General features: G+C 59.4%; 13 protein-coding genes. 9 read left to right on the top strand and 4 right to left on the bottom strand.

Annotation, left to right across the window (positions count from 1 at the left end; genetic code table 11):
• Positions 1-235: 235 nt before the first annotated feature.
• The 3 genes from AC3B8H_RS10380 (at position 236) to AC3B8H_RS10370 (ending at position 2,546) form a co-directional block, all read left to right on the top strand.
• Complete coding sequence (locus AC3B8H_RS10380) at positions 236-442, top strand: DUF6494 family protein (protein WP_064024387.1); 207 nt, start codon at positions 236-238, stop codon at positions 440-442.
• A gap of 134 nt (positions 443-576) precedes the next feature.
• Positions 577-2,112, top strand: a complete 1,536-nt coding sequence (locus AC3B8H_RS10375) for a cation:proton antiporter domain-containing protein (RefSeq protein WP_488441509.1) — start codon at positions 577-579, stop codon at positions 2,110-2,112.
• Between the two features lie 41 nt (positions 2,113-2,153).
• Entirely contained in the window at positions 2,154-2,546 is a 393-nt protein-coding gene (locus AC3B8H_RS10370) for a VanZ family protein (protein WP_488441508.1), read from the top strand.
• Here AC3B8H_RS10370 and AC3B8H_RS10365 read toward each other — a convergent pair.
• Positions 2,531-3,883: a DUF3999 family protein gene (locus AC3B8H_RS10365; protein WP_488441507.1), complete on the bottom strand. Its 1,353-nt coding sequence runs from the start codon at positions 3,881-3,883 to the stop codon at positions 2,531-2,533. The genes AC3B8H_RS10370 and AC3B8H_RS10365 overlap by 16 nt on opposite strands.
• Positions 3,880-6,396 carry a DUF2339 domain-containing protein gene (locus AC3B8H_RS10360; RefSeq protein WP_488441506.1) on the bottom strand — a complete coding sequence of 839 codons (2,517 nt, stop codon included), beginning with the start codon at positions 6,394-6,396 and terminating at the stop codon, positions 3,880-3,882. The genes AC3B8H_RS10365 and AC3B8H_RS10360 overlap by 4 nt, the downstream gene beginning before the upstream one ends.
• A gap of 264 nt (positions 6,397-6,660) precedes the next feature.
• Between AC3B8H_RS10360 and AC3B8H_RS10355 the strand changes: the two genes are divergently transcribed.
• Both AC3B8H_RS10355 and AC3B8H_RS10350 read left to right on the top strand, forming a co-directional pair.
• Positions 6,661-8,268 (top strand): methyl-accepting chemotaxis protein, encoded by a 1,608-nt coding sequence (locus tag AC3B8H_RS10355; RefSeq protein ID WP_488441505.1) that lies wholly within the window; start codon positions 6,661-6,663, stop codon positions 8,266-8,268.
• A 213-nt stretch (positions 8,269-8,481) separates the two neighbouring features.
• Complete coding sequence (locus AC3B8H_RS10350; RefSeq protein ID WP_488441504.1) at positions 8,482-9,384, top strand: DMT family transporter; 903 nt, start codon at positions 8,482-8,484, stop codon at positions 9,382-9,384.
• 10 nt (positions 9,385-9,394) lie between these two features.
• Here AC3B8H_RS10350 and recN read toward each other — a convergent pair whose 3' ends face one another.
• Positions 9,395-11,074, bottom strand: coding sequence for a DNA repair protein RecN (recN, locus tag AC3B8H_RS10345; RefSeq protein ID WP_488441503.1), 1,680 nt, complete (start codon positions 11,072-11,074; stop codon positions 9,395-9,397).
• A 1-nt stretch (position 11,075) separates the two neighbouring features.
• Entirely contained in the window at positions 11,076-11,963 is an 888-nt protein-coding gene (locus AC3B8H_RS10340) for an NAD(+) kinase (protein ID WP_488441502.1), read from the bottom strand.
• A 373-nt stretch (positions 11,964-12,336) separates the two neighbouring features.
• On the opposite strand from AC3B8H_RS10340, the gene hrcA reads away from it, so the two are divergent.
• The 4 genes from hrcA to AC3B8H_RS10320 form a co-directional block, all read left to right on the top strand.
• Complete coding sequence (hrcA, locus tag AC3B8H_RS10335) at positions 12,337-13,377, top strand: heat-inducible transcriptional repressor HrcA (protein ID WP_488441501.1); 1,041 nt, start codon at positions 12,337-12,339, stop codon at positions 13,375-13,377.
• A gap of 51 nt (positions 13,378-13,428) precedes the next feature.
• On the top strand, positions 13,429-14,064 hold the full coding sequence (grpE, locus tag AC3B8H_RS10330; RefSeq protein WP_488441500.1) for a nucleotide exchange factor GrpE: 636 nt from the start codon (positions 13,429-13,431) through the stop codon (positions 14,062-14,064).
• Between the two features lie 70 nt (positions 14,065-14,134).
• On the top strand, positions 14,135-16,057 hold the full coding sequence (dnaK, locus tag AC3B8H_RS10325; RefSeq protein ID WP_488441499.1) for a molecular chaperone DnaK: 1,923 nt from the start codon (positions 14,135-14,137) through the stop codon (positions 16,055-16,057).
• Between the two features lie 111 nt (positions 16,058-16,168).
• The coding region (locus AC3B8H_RS10320) for a DUF4062 domain-containing protein (RefSeq protein WP_488441510.1) at positions 16,169-16,343 on the top strand (175 nt) is incomplete at its 3' end.

Raw genomic sequence — 16,343 nt, 5'->3', positions numbered from 1 at the left:
GGGTTTTGCCCCGACATTTCCGCCAAGCCCGTTTCCAATCGTCGCCTCCCTCCTTGCCGCGATTTCTCGCCAACAATCCGTTGTGCATCGGCTTTGCATCCATCGGCTTATAAGGCCTGGTTACCTTGCGGGACCGAGAAAGCGTCATTCCATGATAATCTGACCGTTAACGCGCGGGCGTTTCGAGCGTATTGCCGTCGCCAGCGTTTCGACCACCGCTACTTGGGGGATGATCATGAACGAAGATACCTTGAATTTGGAAGTTCGTAAGTTCCTGAAAACCGTCGGGATTGCCTCGCAGCGCGAATTGGAACACGCCGTGCTGAAAGCGGTCGAGGCCGGCATACTCGAGGGCTCCGAGACCCTGGCGGTGGCGATGACCTTGGAGGCGCCGGCTCTGGGCATACGCCACACGATAGAGGGCAGTATCGCGCTGGAATAGCCGCCGTTCCGGTTGGTCTGGCATGGTTTGGTTGGTTCCGGCGCGCGGCCGGCCGGATCAGGTTGGCTTGCGCCTTGCCCGATGATTGGGACCGGCCGGCATGGCTGGCCGTTTTGACTCAGCATGATTGATTTATGACCGAACTAATCTGGATTGCCGCGGCGTATTTGGCCGGCTTGATCGCCAGCCGCTTATCGTTTCCACCCTTGGTCGGCTATTTGGCCGCCGGCTATGGTTTGCATGGTTTGCAAATCGCGCCGTTGCCGAATCTTGGCCATCTGGCGGAAATCGGCATCGAACTCTTGCTGTTTTCGGTCGGTTTGAAGCTGAAACCTTCATCGTTGATTCGCCGCGAGGTCTTGAGCGTCGGCGGTTTGCACTTGTTACTGACGGCGGTGACCTCCGCGCTGGTATTTTTCTGGCTGGAACAACAGATGACCGGCGGGCTGGTGTTGGGGGTCAGTTTGGCGTTTTCCAGTACCGTGCTGGCGATCAAGGTGTTGGAGGACAACGGCGAATTGTCGACGCTGCACGGCCGCGACGTGCTGAGTATTTTGATTTTGCAGGACATTGTCGCAATCGTGCTGTTGGCGGTGGCGGACGGCAAACAGCCCGAGCCTTGGGCCGCGGTCCTGTTCGCGCTACCGTTGTTGCGGCCGCTGGCGCACCGGATTTTGTCGGCCAGTCGGGCGTCCGAACTCAAAATGCTGCTGGGCGTTTCCTTGGCGCTGGCCGGCGGCGTCGCGGCCGAGCGAGTCGGCATTTCCGCCGACATCGGCGCGCTGTTGACCGGCGTGATGCTGGCGACTCATCCCAAGATCGACGAATTGACCGACCGGCTGTGGAGCCTGAAGGAATTGTTTCTGGTGGCCTTCTTTCTGCAAATCGGTCTGGCCGAGCTGCCGAACCGCGATCAGATACTGTTGGCGTTGAGCCTGTTGGGCCTGTTGCCGCTGCAGGGCGTGTTATTTTTCGCCTTGTTTTTGTTCGCCGGCTTGCGGGCGCGCACCGCGTTCGTGTCGTCATTGGCCTTGATGACCTACAGCGAGTTTGCCTTGATCACGACCGGGGCGGTGGTCAACGCCGGTTTGTTGACCGAGGATTGGAAGGCGATTATCAGTCTGGCGGTGGCCGGTTCGTTGGCGGTGGCGGCACCGCTGAACCGCTACTCGCACCGCTTGTTCGGCTGGGCCGAGTCCTGGCTGGTGCGTTTTGAAAAACAATCCGGCAATCCCGACCGCCTGCCCGAATCCTTCGGCGCCGCCGAATGGCTGGTGGTCGGCATGGGCCGCACCGGCGTCGCCGCCTATCGGGCCTTGTGCGAGCGCGAGCAGCGGGTGGTGGGCCTGGACGCCGACCCGACCGTGCTGGAGACCTTGCTGGGCAGGGGGCGGCGCGTGGTCTACGGCGATGCCGAGGACAACGAATTATGGAGCGGCTTGCCGCTGGAAAGGGTTAAGGGGATTTTACTGACGGTACCGGCCTACGAGGTGCGCTGCGCCGCGATCGAGCAATTGCGCCGGCGCGGCTATCAAGGCCAGATCGGCGCGATTTGCTACCATGCCGAGGAAGCCGAGCATTTGCAGACCCTGGGCGCCGATTTTGTGATCCATCCGCTGGTCGAGGCCGGCAACCAGTTGGCCAAGCAATTGCTCGAAGGCGGCGGGTAGGCTTAGCCGACATCGAACCCTGGTTAAACAACGATAGATGGATGGAAAAAATGAGAGTATTCCGAGACTGGACCGCGCTGGCGGCGTTTTGCGGCTTGATTTTCTGGTTGTCGGCGCAACAGAGCTTGCCGGTGGCGATGCTCTTCGAGTTTCAGGACAAGGTCCAGCACGCGCTAGCCTATTTCGCGATGGAGGTGTTTAGTTGGCGGGCGTTTCGGCATTTGCTGGCCGATCGCCGCTTGCTAGCCTTGGTCAGTGTCGCCTATTGCAGCTTGTACGGGATTAGCGACGAATGGCACCAGTCCTTCGTGCCGGGACGCGAGCCGGGCGTCGGCGATTGGCTGGCCGACACGCTGGGCGCGGCGCTGGCGGCCGCGTTACTTTACCTGGCGGGCCGAACGAGAAGCCCGCTGACGGCTTATTTCGGCAAATGACCCAGCCGTTTTCCCGCCCGGTAAAGGCTCCAGGCCAATACCGGCGCCACCAGCGCAATCACGCCCAGTAAAAATCCCCGGCTGTTGAGAAAGTCTCTGACGGTGTTGTCGGTGCCTTGTTGGCCGGTGGCGACCGCCGCGCCCAAGCCGGCCGGGGTCGGCACGATACCTTGCCGGAGCAACTCGCCGATCGCGGCGGTGTCGTAACGGGCCGGCGCGAGGCCGGCGGTTCCGTAACTCAAGCGGTACGCGGTATCGGGGGCTGCGATAAACCACAAGCGATAATTCTTGCCCAGTCCGGTCAGCCCGGCGATTTGCAACGGCGGATTGTCCTGATTGTGGATGACCAGCCGAAACCGCTCGCCGCGATGTTCCGGAAAATCGATCCGGTTTTCGGTTTGCTGGATGTCGCCGAACCGCAAGGCCCGCAATTGCCCGGCGCTCAAGGTTTGCCAGGCCGAGTCGCCGCCGCCGGCTCGCGGCGTTTGCAGCTCGACATCGCGTTGAAAGCTCGACGTGGCGACGTCCACCCGCAGTCCGGTCAACGGCAGTTGGTGGCTGTCGATGTCGATCAGCGTGGCGCGCTGCTCGGGGTCTTCGTGGACGCGAAAGCCGGGCAATGGATAGTCGACGACGGTTTCGGCCTCGGCGCGGCTTTCCGAGCGCAAATGCCAGAATTCGATCCGCTCGATATGCAGCGGCTCCCGATACAGGGTTTGGGTCTCGCTGCGTTCCAATTCGTCGCCGCCTTGCAGGCGCCGGGTTAGCCCGGTGACTTCGGCGACCCGGGTTTGGCTAGCTTTGCCAATCAGGATTTTGAAATAGCGATCGCGGTTGGCCGGCAACGCCACGTCCAGATTGGCGATGGCCAGATGCCGCGAGTAATCGTAGATCGGCGCGCGCTCGGCCAGCGTCCGCCAGTGCTCGCCGTCGCTCGAACCTTGCACCGTCAGTTCGTATTCGAAATCGCGTTGGGCGGTGACCAGCGTCAAACCGTCGGCGGGTTCGGCGTTGTCGGCCAGATGCGCGCTGAAGCTCAGACCGTCGCCGCCGGTGTGAAGCGCGGTAATTTGGCCGGGGCTGGGGTGGCGGCTACGAACGGTTGTCCGCTCGGCGGCCGGACGCAACAGAAACGGCGTTTCGACGCCTTGGCCGTCAAGCAGACGCAAATCGCTGAAGCCGGCGGCGCTGGCCGAATAAATGTGCGGGTCCAACTCGATCGCCAGCAGCGCCTGACCGCTACCGGCCGCTTGCTGAACCGGGCGACTGAAACCGGCCGCGCCGACCGGAGCGGACAGCGTCAGCCAACAGACTATCAAGATGTTGCGGGGATTCATCGTTCGCTCTCGGTGTCGGCGTTACCGGCAAAGTTTTGCCGATAACGCATGTAGAAAAACGCGCCGCCCAGCACCAGCATGCCCAACACGATGAAGGCGACGATCCGGTAAATTTGCTCCAAGCGGGCCAAATCGACGAAGAACACCTTCCAGGCCACGATCGCGAACAACACCAAACCGACCAAGCGCAACGCGGCGACCTCGCGGCGGATGCCCTGGTAAACCGATGTCAGCGCGAACAGCGACCACAGTATCGTCACGCCGCCGGAGCGCAAGCCGGGCAAATAGTGCAGCAACAGCGAGTTGGTTTCCAGGCTGAGAAACGCGAACAACATCACCAGCGCCGCTGTGCCCAGCCAGCGGCGCACGTCGGCGGCGCGGCCTTCGTCGCCTTCCAGCCGGCGGAAGGCCAAGGCCAGAAACAGGATAATCGCGCCGAAATCCAGCAGCCGCATCAGCGCCGTTTCGAAACGGTAAGCGTCGCCGTAGTGCAAGGTCAGCAGACTGTCGCCGATCGCGGCGTGACCCAGCGTCAGACCCCAGGACGGCAAATCGAAAAACGCCAGCTTGATCGCCAGCCCGATCAGCAGCCAACGCAGGCCGGTTAACATGAGCTGACCGGAACCGGTCATGTAGCGGTGCAGCAGCAGCGCGCCCAAGCCCAGCCAGACCAGCGTCAGCGCCGGTGCTTGCAGTGGCGGATACAAGTAGGCGAGGCTGCGGTACAGTTCCAATTGTAGCGTCACGAACACCAGGGCGACGACGATCAGAGCCGTGACGGCCAAGACGCCGCCGTCCTTCAGCCAGACCGGCACGTCCTGGGCTGGAGTGCAGGCCAAATCCGCCGCCGGCGCCGGTTTTTCGATCAGCGTATAGGCGAACGCCATCGACAGTATCGGGATGCCGAAGCTGATCAGGCGTTCGAGCAGTCCGAACCAGAATTCGCCCGGTGCGGCGTCCCAATTTGCCGCCGCCGCGTATTGGCCGGGCAAATCGATGAAAGCGTATCGGACCACCACCAGCAAATACAACAGGTAAGCGGTTTGGCGTAAAAACGCGCTACGCACTTTGCCGGCCATCCAGATCATCACCAGGGCTTGTAGCGACCAACTGACCGTGATCCATTGCTTGGATAGCAGCAGCGGCACTGCCACGCTCAGAAAGAAGGCCGCCAGCCCGATAAAGCCGACCACCAGCTCCCGGTCCTCGACGCGGCGAGCCAGACAGTAATGCACGTGGCCGACGTAGAATGCCGACAGCGCGATGCACAGCAACGCGGTCCAGATTTGCCCGTAGTCGGCCGCGATCAATTCGTAGGCGGTGCCGAAATAGATCGCCGCGTTGACCGCCAGCGCGATCAAGTCAAGCAATGTCGAGCGCTGCCGATTGACTAGGCAAAACAAAAACACCGTCGTCGAATACAGCACGAAAAAGCCCGTCAAAAACGGCAGTACTTGCCAGAAATAGCCGGACTCGTAGCGCTGCATCGCGCCGAAAAACAACAGGTAGTTGAAGGCGAAGCCGAGAAAATTCAGGACGTGCCATTGCTTGTACCAATTCACCGCCAGGATGCCGCCGCCCAACAACAACAGGTAGCTGAACAAGCCGACGAAATTCACCTGACCGGTTGAGAGCAGAATCGGCGTGCAATAGCCGCCGATGATCGCAAAGATCGCCACCAACATCGCGTCCAGCCGGATCGCCAACGCGGCCGCCGCGGCGGTGACCGTCAGCATCAAACCGAAGGCCGGATAGGCGTCCAGCAAATGGTAGAAGGCGTAGGCGGCGAACGCGCTGAAATACAGCACCGCGATGCCGCCGCCCAACAAGCCCTGGCTGAACAAATGGTACTGGCCGCCGACCAGGCGCACGCCGCCGCCGATCATCGCCAGCCCGGTCAGCACGCTGAGCGCGACCCGCGCTTGTTCGCCGAGCAGGCCGTTATCGATCGAATATTTCAGGAAAAAGCCGATGCCGGTGACCAGAATCAGGACGCCGACCCGCAATAGCCAGTTGCTGGCGACCGCGTATTCGATCGATACCCCTTCCGGACGGTGGCCTTCGCCGACCACGATCCAGTTCCAGATTTGGCGCAGCGCCTGCCGAGCCGCCAATTCGAAGCGGCTCGGTTCGGCGACTTGCCAGCCGGCGGTTTGCCAGGCGTCGTTGGGGGCGGGAATTTCTAGCGACGGTTCGGCATCGGCGGCTGCCGATGGGTCTGGTTCCGCTGCCGCCGTTTGAATGGAATCGGGCTCGAACAAGACTTGCTCTCGCGCCGGCGTTTGCACCTCGAATTGGGCCGGCGCGGCGGGCGGGCGCTCGGTATTCATGCGTTCGGTCAAGGTCAGCAGCAGTTTGCGGTCTTCGCGCAAGGCGGCGTGCAGGCCGGTGAGCGCGTCCTTGAATTCCCGGTTGAGTTCGCTCTGTCGCTTGAGCAGTACCAGCAACATCACGATCACGACGATCGGCACGACGAGCGCGACCACGGCGAGCAGTTCGAAAATATCGTCCAAGGCGGAACTCCCGGTCTATAGTTAGAGCAAGCGGCGGCAGTGGCCGGCAGGTCCGGCTTCGCGCAGTTTCGCAACCTTAGCATATTTACGAAAAACGACCGGGCGGCCGTGGGGTGGCCGTTGCGACCTGATCGCGGAGACCGGCGGAGCGCGGCGGGAAACAATGACCGGGAACGCAATTTTTCGGATTGGTCGTTCAGGTTTCTCCGCGCGGTGCCGATGACTCGTGATAAATTCCCACGGAATGTTAAGCAGCCCAGAATTATGAACAGTCAATCTACCATCCAAGCCAAAATTCTGCTCAGTATCGCCAGCGTGTTCATCGTGCTGATGTTGGTCAGCAACGTATTCATGGCCGGCCGCCAGAAAGACATGGTGCGGGCGCTGGCGACCGACAAAGCCAAAAATATTGCCGCCGGCTATTTCGACGGCATCAACACCTTGATGCTGACCGGGGCGATGTCGCAGGTCGAAGTGCTGCGGGAAAAGGCCATGTCGCATCCCGGCGTCAGCGAGGTGCGGCTGATTCGCGGCAACGGCATCGTCGAGCTGCACGGCAAGGGCAAGCCCGAACAGGCCGCGATTGATGAACTGGACCGGCGCGGGCTGAGCGGCGAAGCGTTGATCCGCCACGGCGACGATGCCAACGGACGTTGGGTGACCGTGGTCGAGCCGATACTGGCCAGCAGCAATTTTCGCGGCACCAATTGCCTGACCTGCCATCCGGTCAAGGAAGGCGAAGTGTTGGGCGCGGTGCGGGTGTCGTATTCGCTGGCGAGCCTGGACGACCAGATCAATCAGGATTTGATTGCCGGCTCGGCGATTTCGCTGGCGATGTTTGCCGCCGGCTTGTTGCTGGTCAATATTCTGATGCGGCGTATTGTCGTCAATCCGTTGGTGACGATGCGCGACACTGTCGATACCATCGCCCGCCATTCGGATTTGACCGCGCGCTTGCCGGTCAACAGCGGCGATGAAATCGGCCAGGTCAGCACCTCGTTTAATTCAATGCTGGCCAATTTCGCCGCCAGTTTGAACCGAGTGTCCGATGTCAGTCGTTTGTTGACCGACGCCACCGACCGCATCGCCACCGTATCGCGGCAAACATCGCAAGCCGCGACTCAACAGCAACGGGAAACTGAAACCGTCATCGAGGCGATCCGCGAGTTGGAGGATTCGGTGCGCGATGTCCGCATGGGCGCCGATGGTGCCGCGCAAGCGTCGGTCGAGGCCGACCAGCAAGCCGCCCAGGGCGCGGAAACCACCAAAAATGCCATCGACGGCATCTATGTGCTGGTCAGCGAAATCGAGCGGGCCTCGGAAGTCATCAAACGCCTCGATCAAAAAAGCAACGGCGTCGGCGCGGTGTTGGACGTGATCAAGGGTTTGGCCGAACAGACCAATTTGCTGGCCTTGAACGCCGCGATCGAGGCGGCCAGGGCCGGTGAACAAGGCCGCGGTTTCGCGGTGGTGGCCGACGAGGTACGGACACTGGCGACCCGCTCGCATCAGGCGACCGAAGAGATCGAGAAAATCATCGACCAATTGCAACGCGAGGCCAAGGAGGCGGTGACGGTGATGGATAAGGCCAAAACCAGCGCCGAGCAACGCCGGGAACAAGTCCAAAGCGCCGATCAAGGCTTGAGCGCGATTGCCGAGCGGGTGACCCAAATTCGGCTGTTGAACTCGCAAATGGCCTTGGTGGCCGACAATCAAAGCCGCGTTGCCCAACACGTCGGCCAAAGCATCGGCAATATCGGCGGCCTGACCGATCGCACCTCGCAGGATGCCGCGCAAACCAGCGATGCCAGCCGCGAGCTGGTGCAGCTGGCCGTACAGTTGAACGAGTTGGTCGGCAAATTCCGCCGTTGATAGGTGGGTTTTGGTTTGACAGTTTTGGCCGGTCCGGCTTATAGTCGCCCCATGAATCGATCTCTTTCGCCACTTTTTGCAAATAAGTCATGGCTATGGGCTTTGCTCACGGCCGTGGTGTTTGCGTTGTTCTAATTTCAGTTCAAACCACCGCGGGCTCGACCGCGGTGGCTTTGTCATTTGTCTAGGGCTCGCAACCACACCGGAGCCCCCATGAAATCCCCCCAAGCGACCTCCACCCAAACCCTGCTCGGTTACGGCCTGGCGGCATTGGCCGCGATCGGCTTTTCCGCCAAGACGATTTTGGTCAAGCTGGCCTATGTGCAAGCCGTCGATGCCGTGACGCTATTGGCGTTGCGGATGGCGTTTTCGGTGCCGTTTTTCCTGGTCGTCGCGTTTCGCCATCGTGGAACTGCCACGCAGCCGGCGCTGACCGGCCGCGATTATTGGGTGGTCGGCGTGCTCGGTTTGCTCGGCTATTACCTGTCCAGCCTGCTTGATTTCACCGGTTTGCAATACATCTCCGCCGGTCTGGAGCGGTTGATTTTGTTTTTGTACCCGACCTTGGTGCTGGCGATGTCGGCGCTGTGGTTGAAAAAGCCGTTTGGGTTCAGGGAACTGACGGCGGTCTTGTTGAGTTATAGCGGAATCGCGCTGGTGTTCGTCGGCGAGTGGGATGGAGCCGGCGACAAGCTTTGGTTGGGAGCCGCCTATGTGTTTGCCGGCACGGTCAGCTATGCGCTGTATTTGCTCGGCGCGGGCCAGGCCATTGCCCGCTTGGGCGCGATGCGCTTTACCGCCTACGCAACGTTGGTGGCGTGCGCGGCGTCGATCTTGCAGTTCGTGTTGACGCATCCGCCGCAGGCCTTGCTGTTGCCGATGCCGGTGTACCAACTGAGTTTGGCGATGGCGATCGTCTCGACGGTGTTGCCGGTGTTTATGCTGTCGGCGGCGATTCGCCGGATCGGTTCCGGCCACGCCTCGCTGGTCGGCACGATAGGGCCGGTGTCGACGCTGCTGATGGCGGCGGTGTTCCTCGGCGAACCGATGACGTTATTGCAAGTCGGCGGGGCGACCTTGGTGCTGATGGGCGTGTTGAGTTTGTCGGTGCGCTGATTCTGGCCGGCTAGGCTTCGCCACCGCCCAGACTCAGCATTTCTCGGGCATGCGCCAAGGTGTTCTCGGTGATGGTGACGCCGCCTAGCATTCTAGCCACCTCGGTGACCCGTTCGTCCTCGCTGAGTTTGCGGACCGTCGATGAGGTGACCGCGGCATTTTGGTTTTTGGCGACGAATAAATGCTGATGGGCCTGCGAAGCGACTTGCGGCAAGTGCGTTACGCACAGCACTTGCCGGTTCAGGCTCAGCCGACGCAGCTTTTGCCCGACGATTTCGGCGATGCCGCCGCCGATACCGGAATCGACCTCGTCGAAGATCATGGTTGGCGTGGTTTTGTCGGTGCTGGTGGTCACTTGAATCGCCAGACTGATCCTAGACAACTCGCCGCCCGACGCCACCTTGGCCAAGGGTTTGGCGGGCAGGCCGGGATTGGTGCTGATCAGAAACTCGATGCGGTCCAGGCCGTTGCGTTGCGGCTCGTCGCTGTTTTCCCGGTCCAGCTTGACCAGGAACTCGCCGTGCGGCAGACCCAATTCCTTGATCGCGTCGGAAATGCGGCGCTGCAACTCGTCGCCGGCCCGGCGCCGGCTGGCCGACAAGCGGTCGGCCAACTCGCGGTATTGCGCCAGCAGACGCTCGCAATCGGCTTGCAGGATTTCAAGGCGCTCGCCGCTATGGCTGAGATTGTTCAGTTCCACCGCGAATTGCTCGGCCAACGCCGGCAGTTCCTCGGCTGCTACCTTGTGTTTGCGGCTTAGGCGTTGGATTACGCCGATCTGGTTTTCCAGCCAGCTCAGTTGTCCGGGGTCGGCTTCCTGATTTTCCAGGAAGCGCCGCAGTTGTTGGGTGGCTTCGCCGATCTGGATTTCGGCATCGCCGAGCAGTTCGACGATGCCGTTCAGTTCGGCGGCGTATTGGCTTAATTCGCCGACCGCGTGGATCACGTGACCGAGCATGTCGGCGACCGATTGCTGGTCGTTGTCGTAGAGAATGTCGAGTTGTTGCTGACCGACGCTCAAAATTCTGCCCAGGTTGGCCAGTTTGTGGTGTTCGTCGGCCAGGGCTTGGTAATCGAAATTTTCCAGATCCAGTTGCTGCAACTCTTCGAGTTGGTAGCGCAGCAGTTCCTCGCGTTCGACTTGGTCGCTTCCGGATTTTTGCAGTTGCCGCCGTTCTTTATCGGCTAGTCGCCAGTGTTGTTGGCAGGCGTTCAAGTCGTTGAGCAATTCGGCGTGGTCGGCAAAGCCGTCCAGCAGCAGGCGCTGTTCGTCGGCATCAAGCAGCGTCAAATGGGCGTGTTGGCCGTGGATTTCGACCAATTGGCGGCTCAGCGTTTGCAGTGTTTGCAGATTGACGGGCCGGTTGTTGATATAGGCCTTGGAGCGGCCGTCTTCGCTAACGGTGCGGCGGATCAGGCATTGGCCGTCGTCGTCCAATTCGTGGTCGGCCAGCCATTGGTTCACCAGCGGTGCCTTGGATAGATCGAATTCGATGTTGATTTCGGCGCGCTTGCTGCCGGGGCGCACGTAGCCGGAATCGGCGCGGTCACCCAGCGCCAAGCCCAGCGCGGTCAACAGTATCGATTTGCCGGCACCGGTTTCGCCGGTCAGCACCGACATACCGGGTTCCAGGTCCAAGTCCAGTTTGTCGACCACGGCCAGATCGAGAATATTGAGGTTCAACAGCATGTCATTTGGCGGTATGTCCGCCGCTCCAGTTCAGTTTGCTTCGCAGAATGTGGAAGAAATCGTGGTCTTCCGGGTGCAGGATGTGAATCGGTTGGTCGGCCTTGCGAATGACGATCTTGTCGTGAATGCGCACGTCCGGGATTTCCAAGTGATCGCAGGTGACCAGCGCGTTGATTTGCTTGAGCTGGCTAAAACGGATCTCGATCGTGACGTTATCGTCGATGACGATGGGGCGATTGGACAGCATGTGCGGGTTGAGCGGCACCAGCACCAGAGCATGCAGGGCCGGATGCAGAATCGGTCCGCCGGCCGACAGCGAATAGGCGGTCGAGCCGGTCGGCGTTGCAACGATCAGGCCGTCGGAACGCTGAGTGTTCAGGAACACGCCGTCGATGCTGGTGACGATTTCGATCATGCTCGGCGTGACCCAGCGGTGCACGACCACTTCGTTGACCGCGGTCTGGCGATGAATGAGTTCGCCGTCGCGGATGATCGAAGCCTGCAACAAGTGCCGTTGTTCGGTTTGGAAGCGGCCGTCGAGGATTTGCGCCAGTCGGCTTAGCAACTGGTCCGGGGAAATATCCGCCAGAAATCCCAGCCGGCCCAGGTTGACGCCGAGCAACGGGGTGTCGAAATCGGCCGCCGCGCGGGCAGCGGTCAAAAAGGTGCCGTCGCCGCCGACCGCGATCAGCAGGTCGCAACATTCCGGCAGGCGCTCGATGTGAGTGGCGACGACGCCTTCGACTTGCGTCAGCTCCGCGCTCCGGCTATCGGCGGCGACCGAGTGGCCGCGCCGCAGCAAAAAGCGGTAGAGCTCGCTAAGCGTGGCGGCGATCCCCGGATCGCCGAATTTACCGATGATGCCGATGCGTTTGAAGGGTGAGGGCATGTCTGAGCCGGGATTCAAAAATGCTTGGGATTATACAAACAATTCGAGCCGGCACTAGCGAAGCTTCGCGCGCGGCGGCGGCGTTAGTCGGCCGTTGCGGCTGGAACCGCCGGTATCGGTAAGATTCCGCGCGGTTTGGTTGACACCCCGAAATCCGTTACGCGCGAGTGACCGTGTCGTCGGCGAGGCATTCCCTTGGTCTTTAAGCACATCCGAACCGATGCTATTTGGCCGCGTCGAAATCGGCCGAAATCGCCGACAGACTTGGGTTCGCGCGGATTTCAGTCGGATTGACAAGGCTTCGGGCAACTGTTAGTTTTGCTAGCTAGCACTCGTAAGGTTGGAGTGCTAACGAATTTTCTAGGGTGTCAATGTGGCTAGTGGACCGGATTTAAACGAAAGATCGGCTTATTTGTTGAAGGCCTTGGTTGAGCGTTACATTCAAGACGGCCAGCCGGTCGGTTCGCGGGTATTGTCCAAGGATCCGCTACTTAAACTGAGTCCGGCCAGCATTCGCAACGTGATGGCCGATCTCGAGGAAATGGGTTTGATTCATTCGCCGCATACCTCGGCGGGCCGGGTGCCGACCGTGGCCGGCTACCGTTTGTTCGTCGATAGCCTGCTGACGGTCAAACCCTTGGCTTCCAGCGATCTGGACCAACTGCAAAGCGGCTTGCTGGCCGACGTGGACAAAACCGGCGACGTGCTGAGCAAGGCCTCCAGGTTGTTGTCCGACATGACCCATATGGCCGGCGTCGTCACCTTGCCGCGCCGCGAGATGGTGACGCTACGGCACATCGAATTCCTGCCGATGTCCAGCAAACGCGTGCTGGTGATTTTCGTTACCGACGGCGAGGAAGTGCATAACAAAATCATCCACACTCAACGCCAATTCAGTCCGGCCGAACTGCAACAGGCCGCCAATTATTTGAATTCGGTTTACGCCGGTCTCAGTCTGGCCAAGATCCGCGAACAAGTGTTGCGGGAAATGGAACAAGATCAACAGCGGGTCAATCAAGGCATGATCGACGCGGTGAATATGGCGCAATTGACCTTCGCCCAGCAGCCCAACGACGATTACGTGCTGAGCGGCGAAACCAACCTAATGGGCTTTTCCGAACTGTCCGATATGGATCGCCTGAAGCAATTGTTCGAGGCCTTCAGCCAAAAGCGCGGGGTGATCCATTTGCTGGATCAATGCCTGTTGGCCGACGGCGTGCAGATTTTTATCGGCGAAGAGTCCGGATACCGCGCGTTCGACCATTGTAGCTTGGTGACGGCGCCATACTCGGTCAACGACGAGGTGGTCGGCGTGTTGGGCGTGATCGGCCCGACCCGGATGGCCTATGAAAAAGTGATTCCGTTCGTCGATGTGACGGCAAAAATATTGGGCGCGGCCTTGAATCCCAAATAATCGCCCTTATCGTAAGGCCGACCTAATATTTTAAGAACCACGGAGTCCCTAATGAGCCATCAGCAATCGAGTCACGAACAGCAATCCGACGCCGAATTGATCGCCGAGGTGCTGGAGCAGACCAAGGAGGCCGACGAAGAAGTTGTCACGGAGGCAACCGAGGTCGGCGAAGTCAGCATCGAAAGCCTGCGGCAACAACTGGAGCAAGCCCAGCAACAGGCCGCCGTCAATTTGGACAGGGCCTTGCGCGTGCAGGCCGACATGGAAAATCTGAAAAAGCGCGTACAAAAGGATTTGGACGACGAGCGCAAATACGGCTTGGCCAAATTCGCCAAGGAGTTGCTCAGCGTGTTGGACAGTCTCGAGCTTGGCGTGCAGGCGGCGACCGGGGATAGTCCGGAAGTGGCTAAATTGCGCGAAGGCAGCTTGCTGACGATCAAGCAATTCGAGTCGGTGTTCGCCAAATTCAATATCGAGGTTCTGGACCCGACCGGGCAAGTTTTCAATCCCGAACTGCATCAGGCCATGGCGATGCAGCCCAGTGCCAGCGCCGAACCCAACACCGTTTTGAACGTGTTTCAAAAAGGCTACATCTTGAACGGCCGTTTGCTGCGCCCCGCGATGGTGGTAGTGGCCAAGGCCGAGGACAAACCCGCCGACAGCGCGAAAGTTGACGAACAGGCTTGAAATTTCATCGATCAACCGCATATCGCTAACAACTTTTAATTTATACCTCATTCAAGTCTGGAGAATCTCAATGGCTAAAATCATCGGAATCGACCTGGGAACCACCAACTCCTGCGTCGCGGTCCTGGAAAACGGCACCGCTCGGGTTATCGAAAACAGCGAAGGCGCGCGAACCACGCCGTCCATCATCGCCTTCACCGGCGACAACGAAGTGTTGGTCGGCCAGTCCGCCAAACGTCAGGCCGTGACCAACCCTGAAAACACCTTGTTTGCGATCAAACGTCTGATCGGCCGCCGCTTTAAAGAAGACGCGGTGCAAAAAGACATCAAAATGGTGCCTTACAAAATCATGGAAGCCAACAACGGCGATGCCTGGGTGGAATGCCACGGTAAAAAGATGGCGCCGCCTGAAGTCTCATCACGCGTGTTGATGAAACTGAAAAAAGATGCCGAAGCCTTTTTGGGTGAAGAAGTCACCGAAGCGGTCATCACGGTACCGGCTTACTTCAACGACTCGCAACGTCAAGCTACTAAAGACGCCGGCCGTATCGCCGGTCTGGATGTCAAGCGTATCATCAACGAGCCGACTGCGGCGGCGTTGGCGTTTGGTATGGACAAACCCAAAGGCGACACTACGATCGCGGTTTACGACTTGGGCGGCGGTACTTTCGATATCTCCATCATCGAAATCGCCGAGATCGAAGGCGAGCACCAATTCGAGGTCTTGGCCACCAACGGCGATACCTTCCTGGGTGGTGAAGACTTCGACCTGCGCATCATCGATTTTCTGGCGGGCGAATTCAAAAAAGACACCGGCATTGATTTGCACAACGATCCTTTGGCGCTGCAGCGGCTGAAAGAAGCGGCCGAGAAAGCTAAAATCGAGCTGTCTTCAGCGGAGCAAACCGACATCAATCTGCCTTACATCACCGCCGATGCGTCGGGTCCGAAGCATTTGAACGTCAAACTGACCCGCGCCAAACTCGAATCGCTGGTTGACGAACTGATCGAACGCACCAAGGGCCCTTGCCTGCAAGCGATTAAGGACGCCGGTGTGTCGGCCTCGAAAATCAACGACGTGATTTTGGTGGGTGGCCAAACCCGGATGCCGAAAGTCCAGGCCTTCGTCAAGGAACTGTTCGGTAAGGAACCGCGTAAGGACGTTAACCCCGACGAAGCGGTCGCGTTGGGCGCGGCGATTCAGGCCGGCGTATTGGGCGGCGACGTGAAAGACGTGTTACTGCTGGATGTTACGCCGTTGTCGCTGGGTATTGAGACCTTGGGCGGCGTGATGACCAAGCTGATCGAGAAAAACACCACGATCCCCACCAACGCCTCGCAAGTGTTCTCGACCGCCGAAGACAGTCAAACCGCGGTGACCGTGCATGTGTTACAGGGCGAGCGGGAAATGGCGTCCGGCAACAAATCGTTGGGCCGTTTCGATTTACAGGACATTCCGCCGGCACCGCGCGGCATTCCGCAAATCGAAGTGTCGTTCGATATCGACGCCAATGGTATCTTGAACGTGTCGGCCAAGGACAAAGCCACCGGCAAAAAGCAGTCCATCGTCATTAAAGCGTCCAGCGGTTTGTCGGATGCCGAGGTCGAACGCATGATCAAGGATGCCGAAGCCCACGCCGACGAAGACCGTAAACTGAAAGAGTTGGTCTCCGCTCGCAACGCGGCGGAAGGCATGATCCACGCCACCGAAAAATCGTTGAAGGAGCTGGGCGAGCAAGTCACCGGCGACGAAAAATCGGCGATTGAAGCCGCGATCAGCGACTTGCAGGGCGTGTTGAAAGGCGACGATAAGGACGCTATCGAAGCCAAAACCGCCGCGCTGACCGAGCTTTCGGGTAAACTGGCCGAGCGGGTTTACGCGCAAAAAGGCGGCGCCGACGCCGGCGATGCCCATGCGGCCGGCGGCCAGCAGGCCGAAGACCACAACGTGGTCGATGCCGAGTTCGAGGAAGTGAAGGACGATAAGAAGTAATTTGCTTGAGGTTGTTTATACGAGGTGCAATTGCGAAAGTGAATTGCACCTTTTTTGACGTTATAAACGGGTGTGCAATATAAGCACCTACTATGGCTTTTGGTAAGGGATATGAAAAAAACCATATTTATCTCTTCGACGTTTACTGATTTACAACAACATAGGAAATCTGTTTGGGAGATACTTGAAAAGTATGACGTTCATGTGCTTGGAATGGAACAATTCGGAGCTCGAACGGAGGCGCCAATTCAAACATGTTTAAATGCGGTTGAACGTGCAGATATTT

This window comes from Methylomonas sp. BG-2 (genome assembly GCF_057766305.1).
The sequence above is the reverse complement of the archived record's forward strand: the minus strand, read 5'-3'. Positions and strand labels throughout refer to the sequence as shown.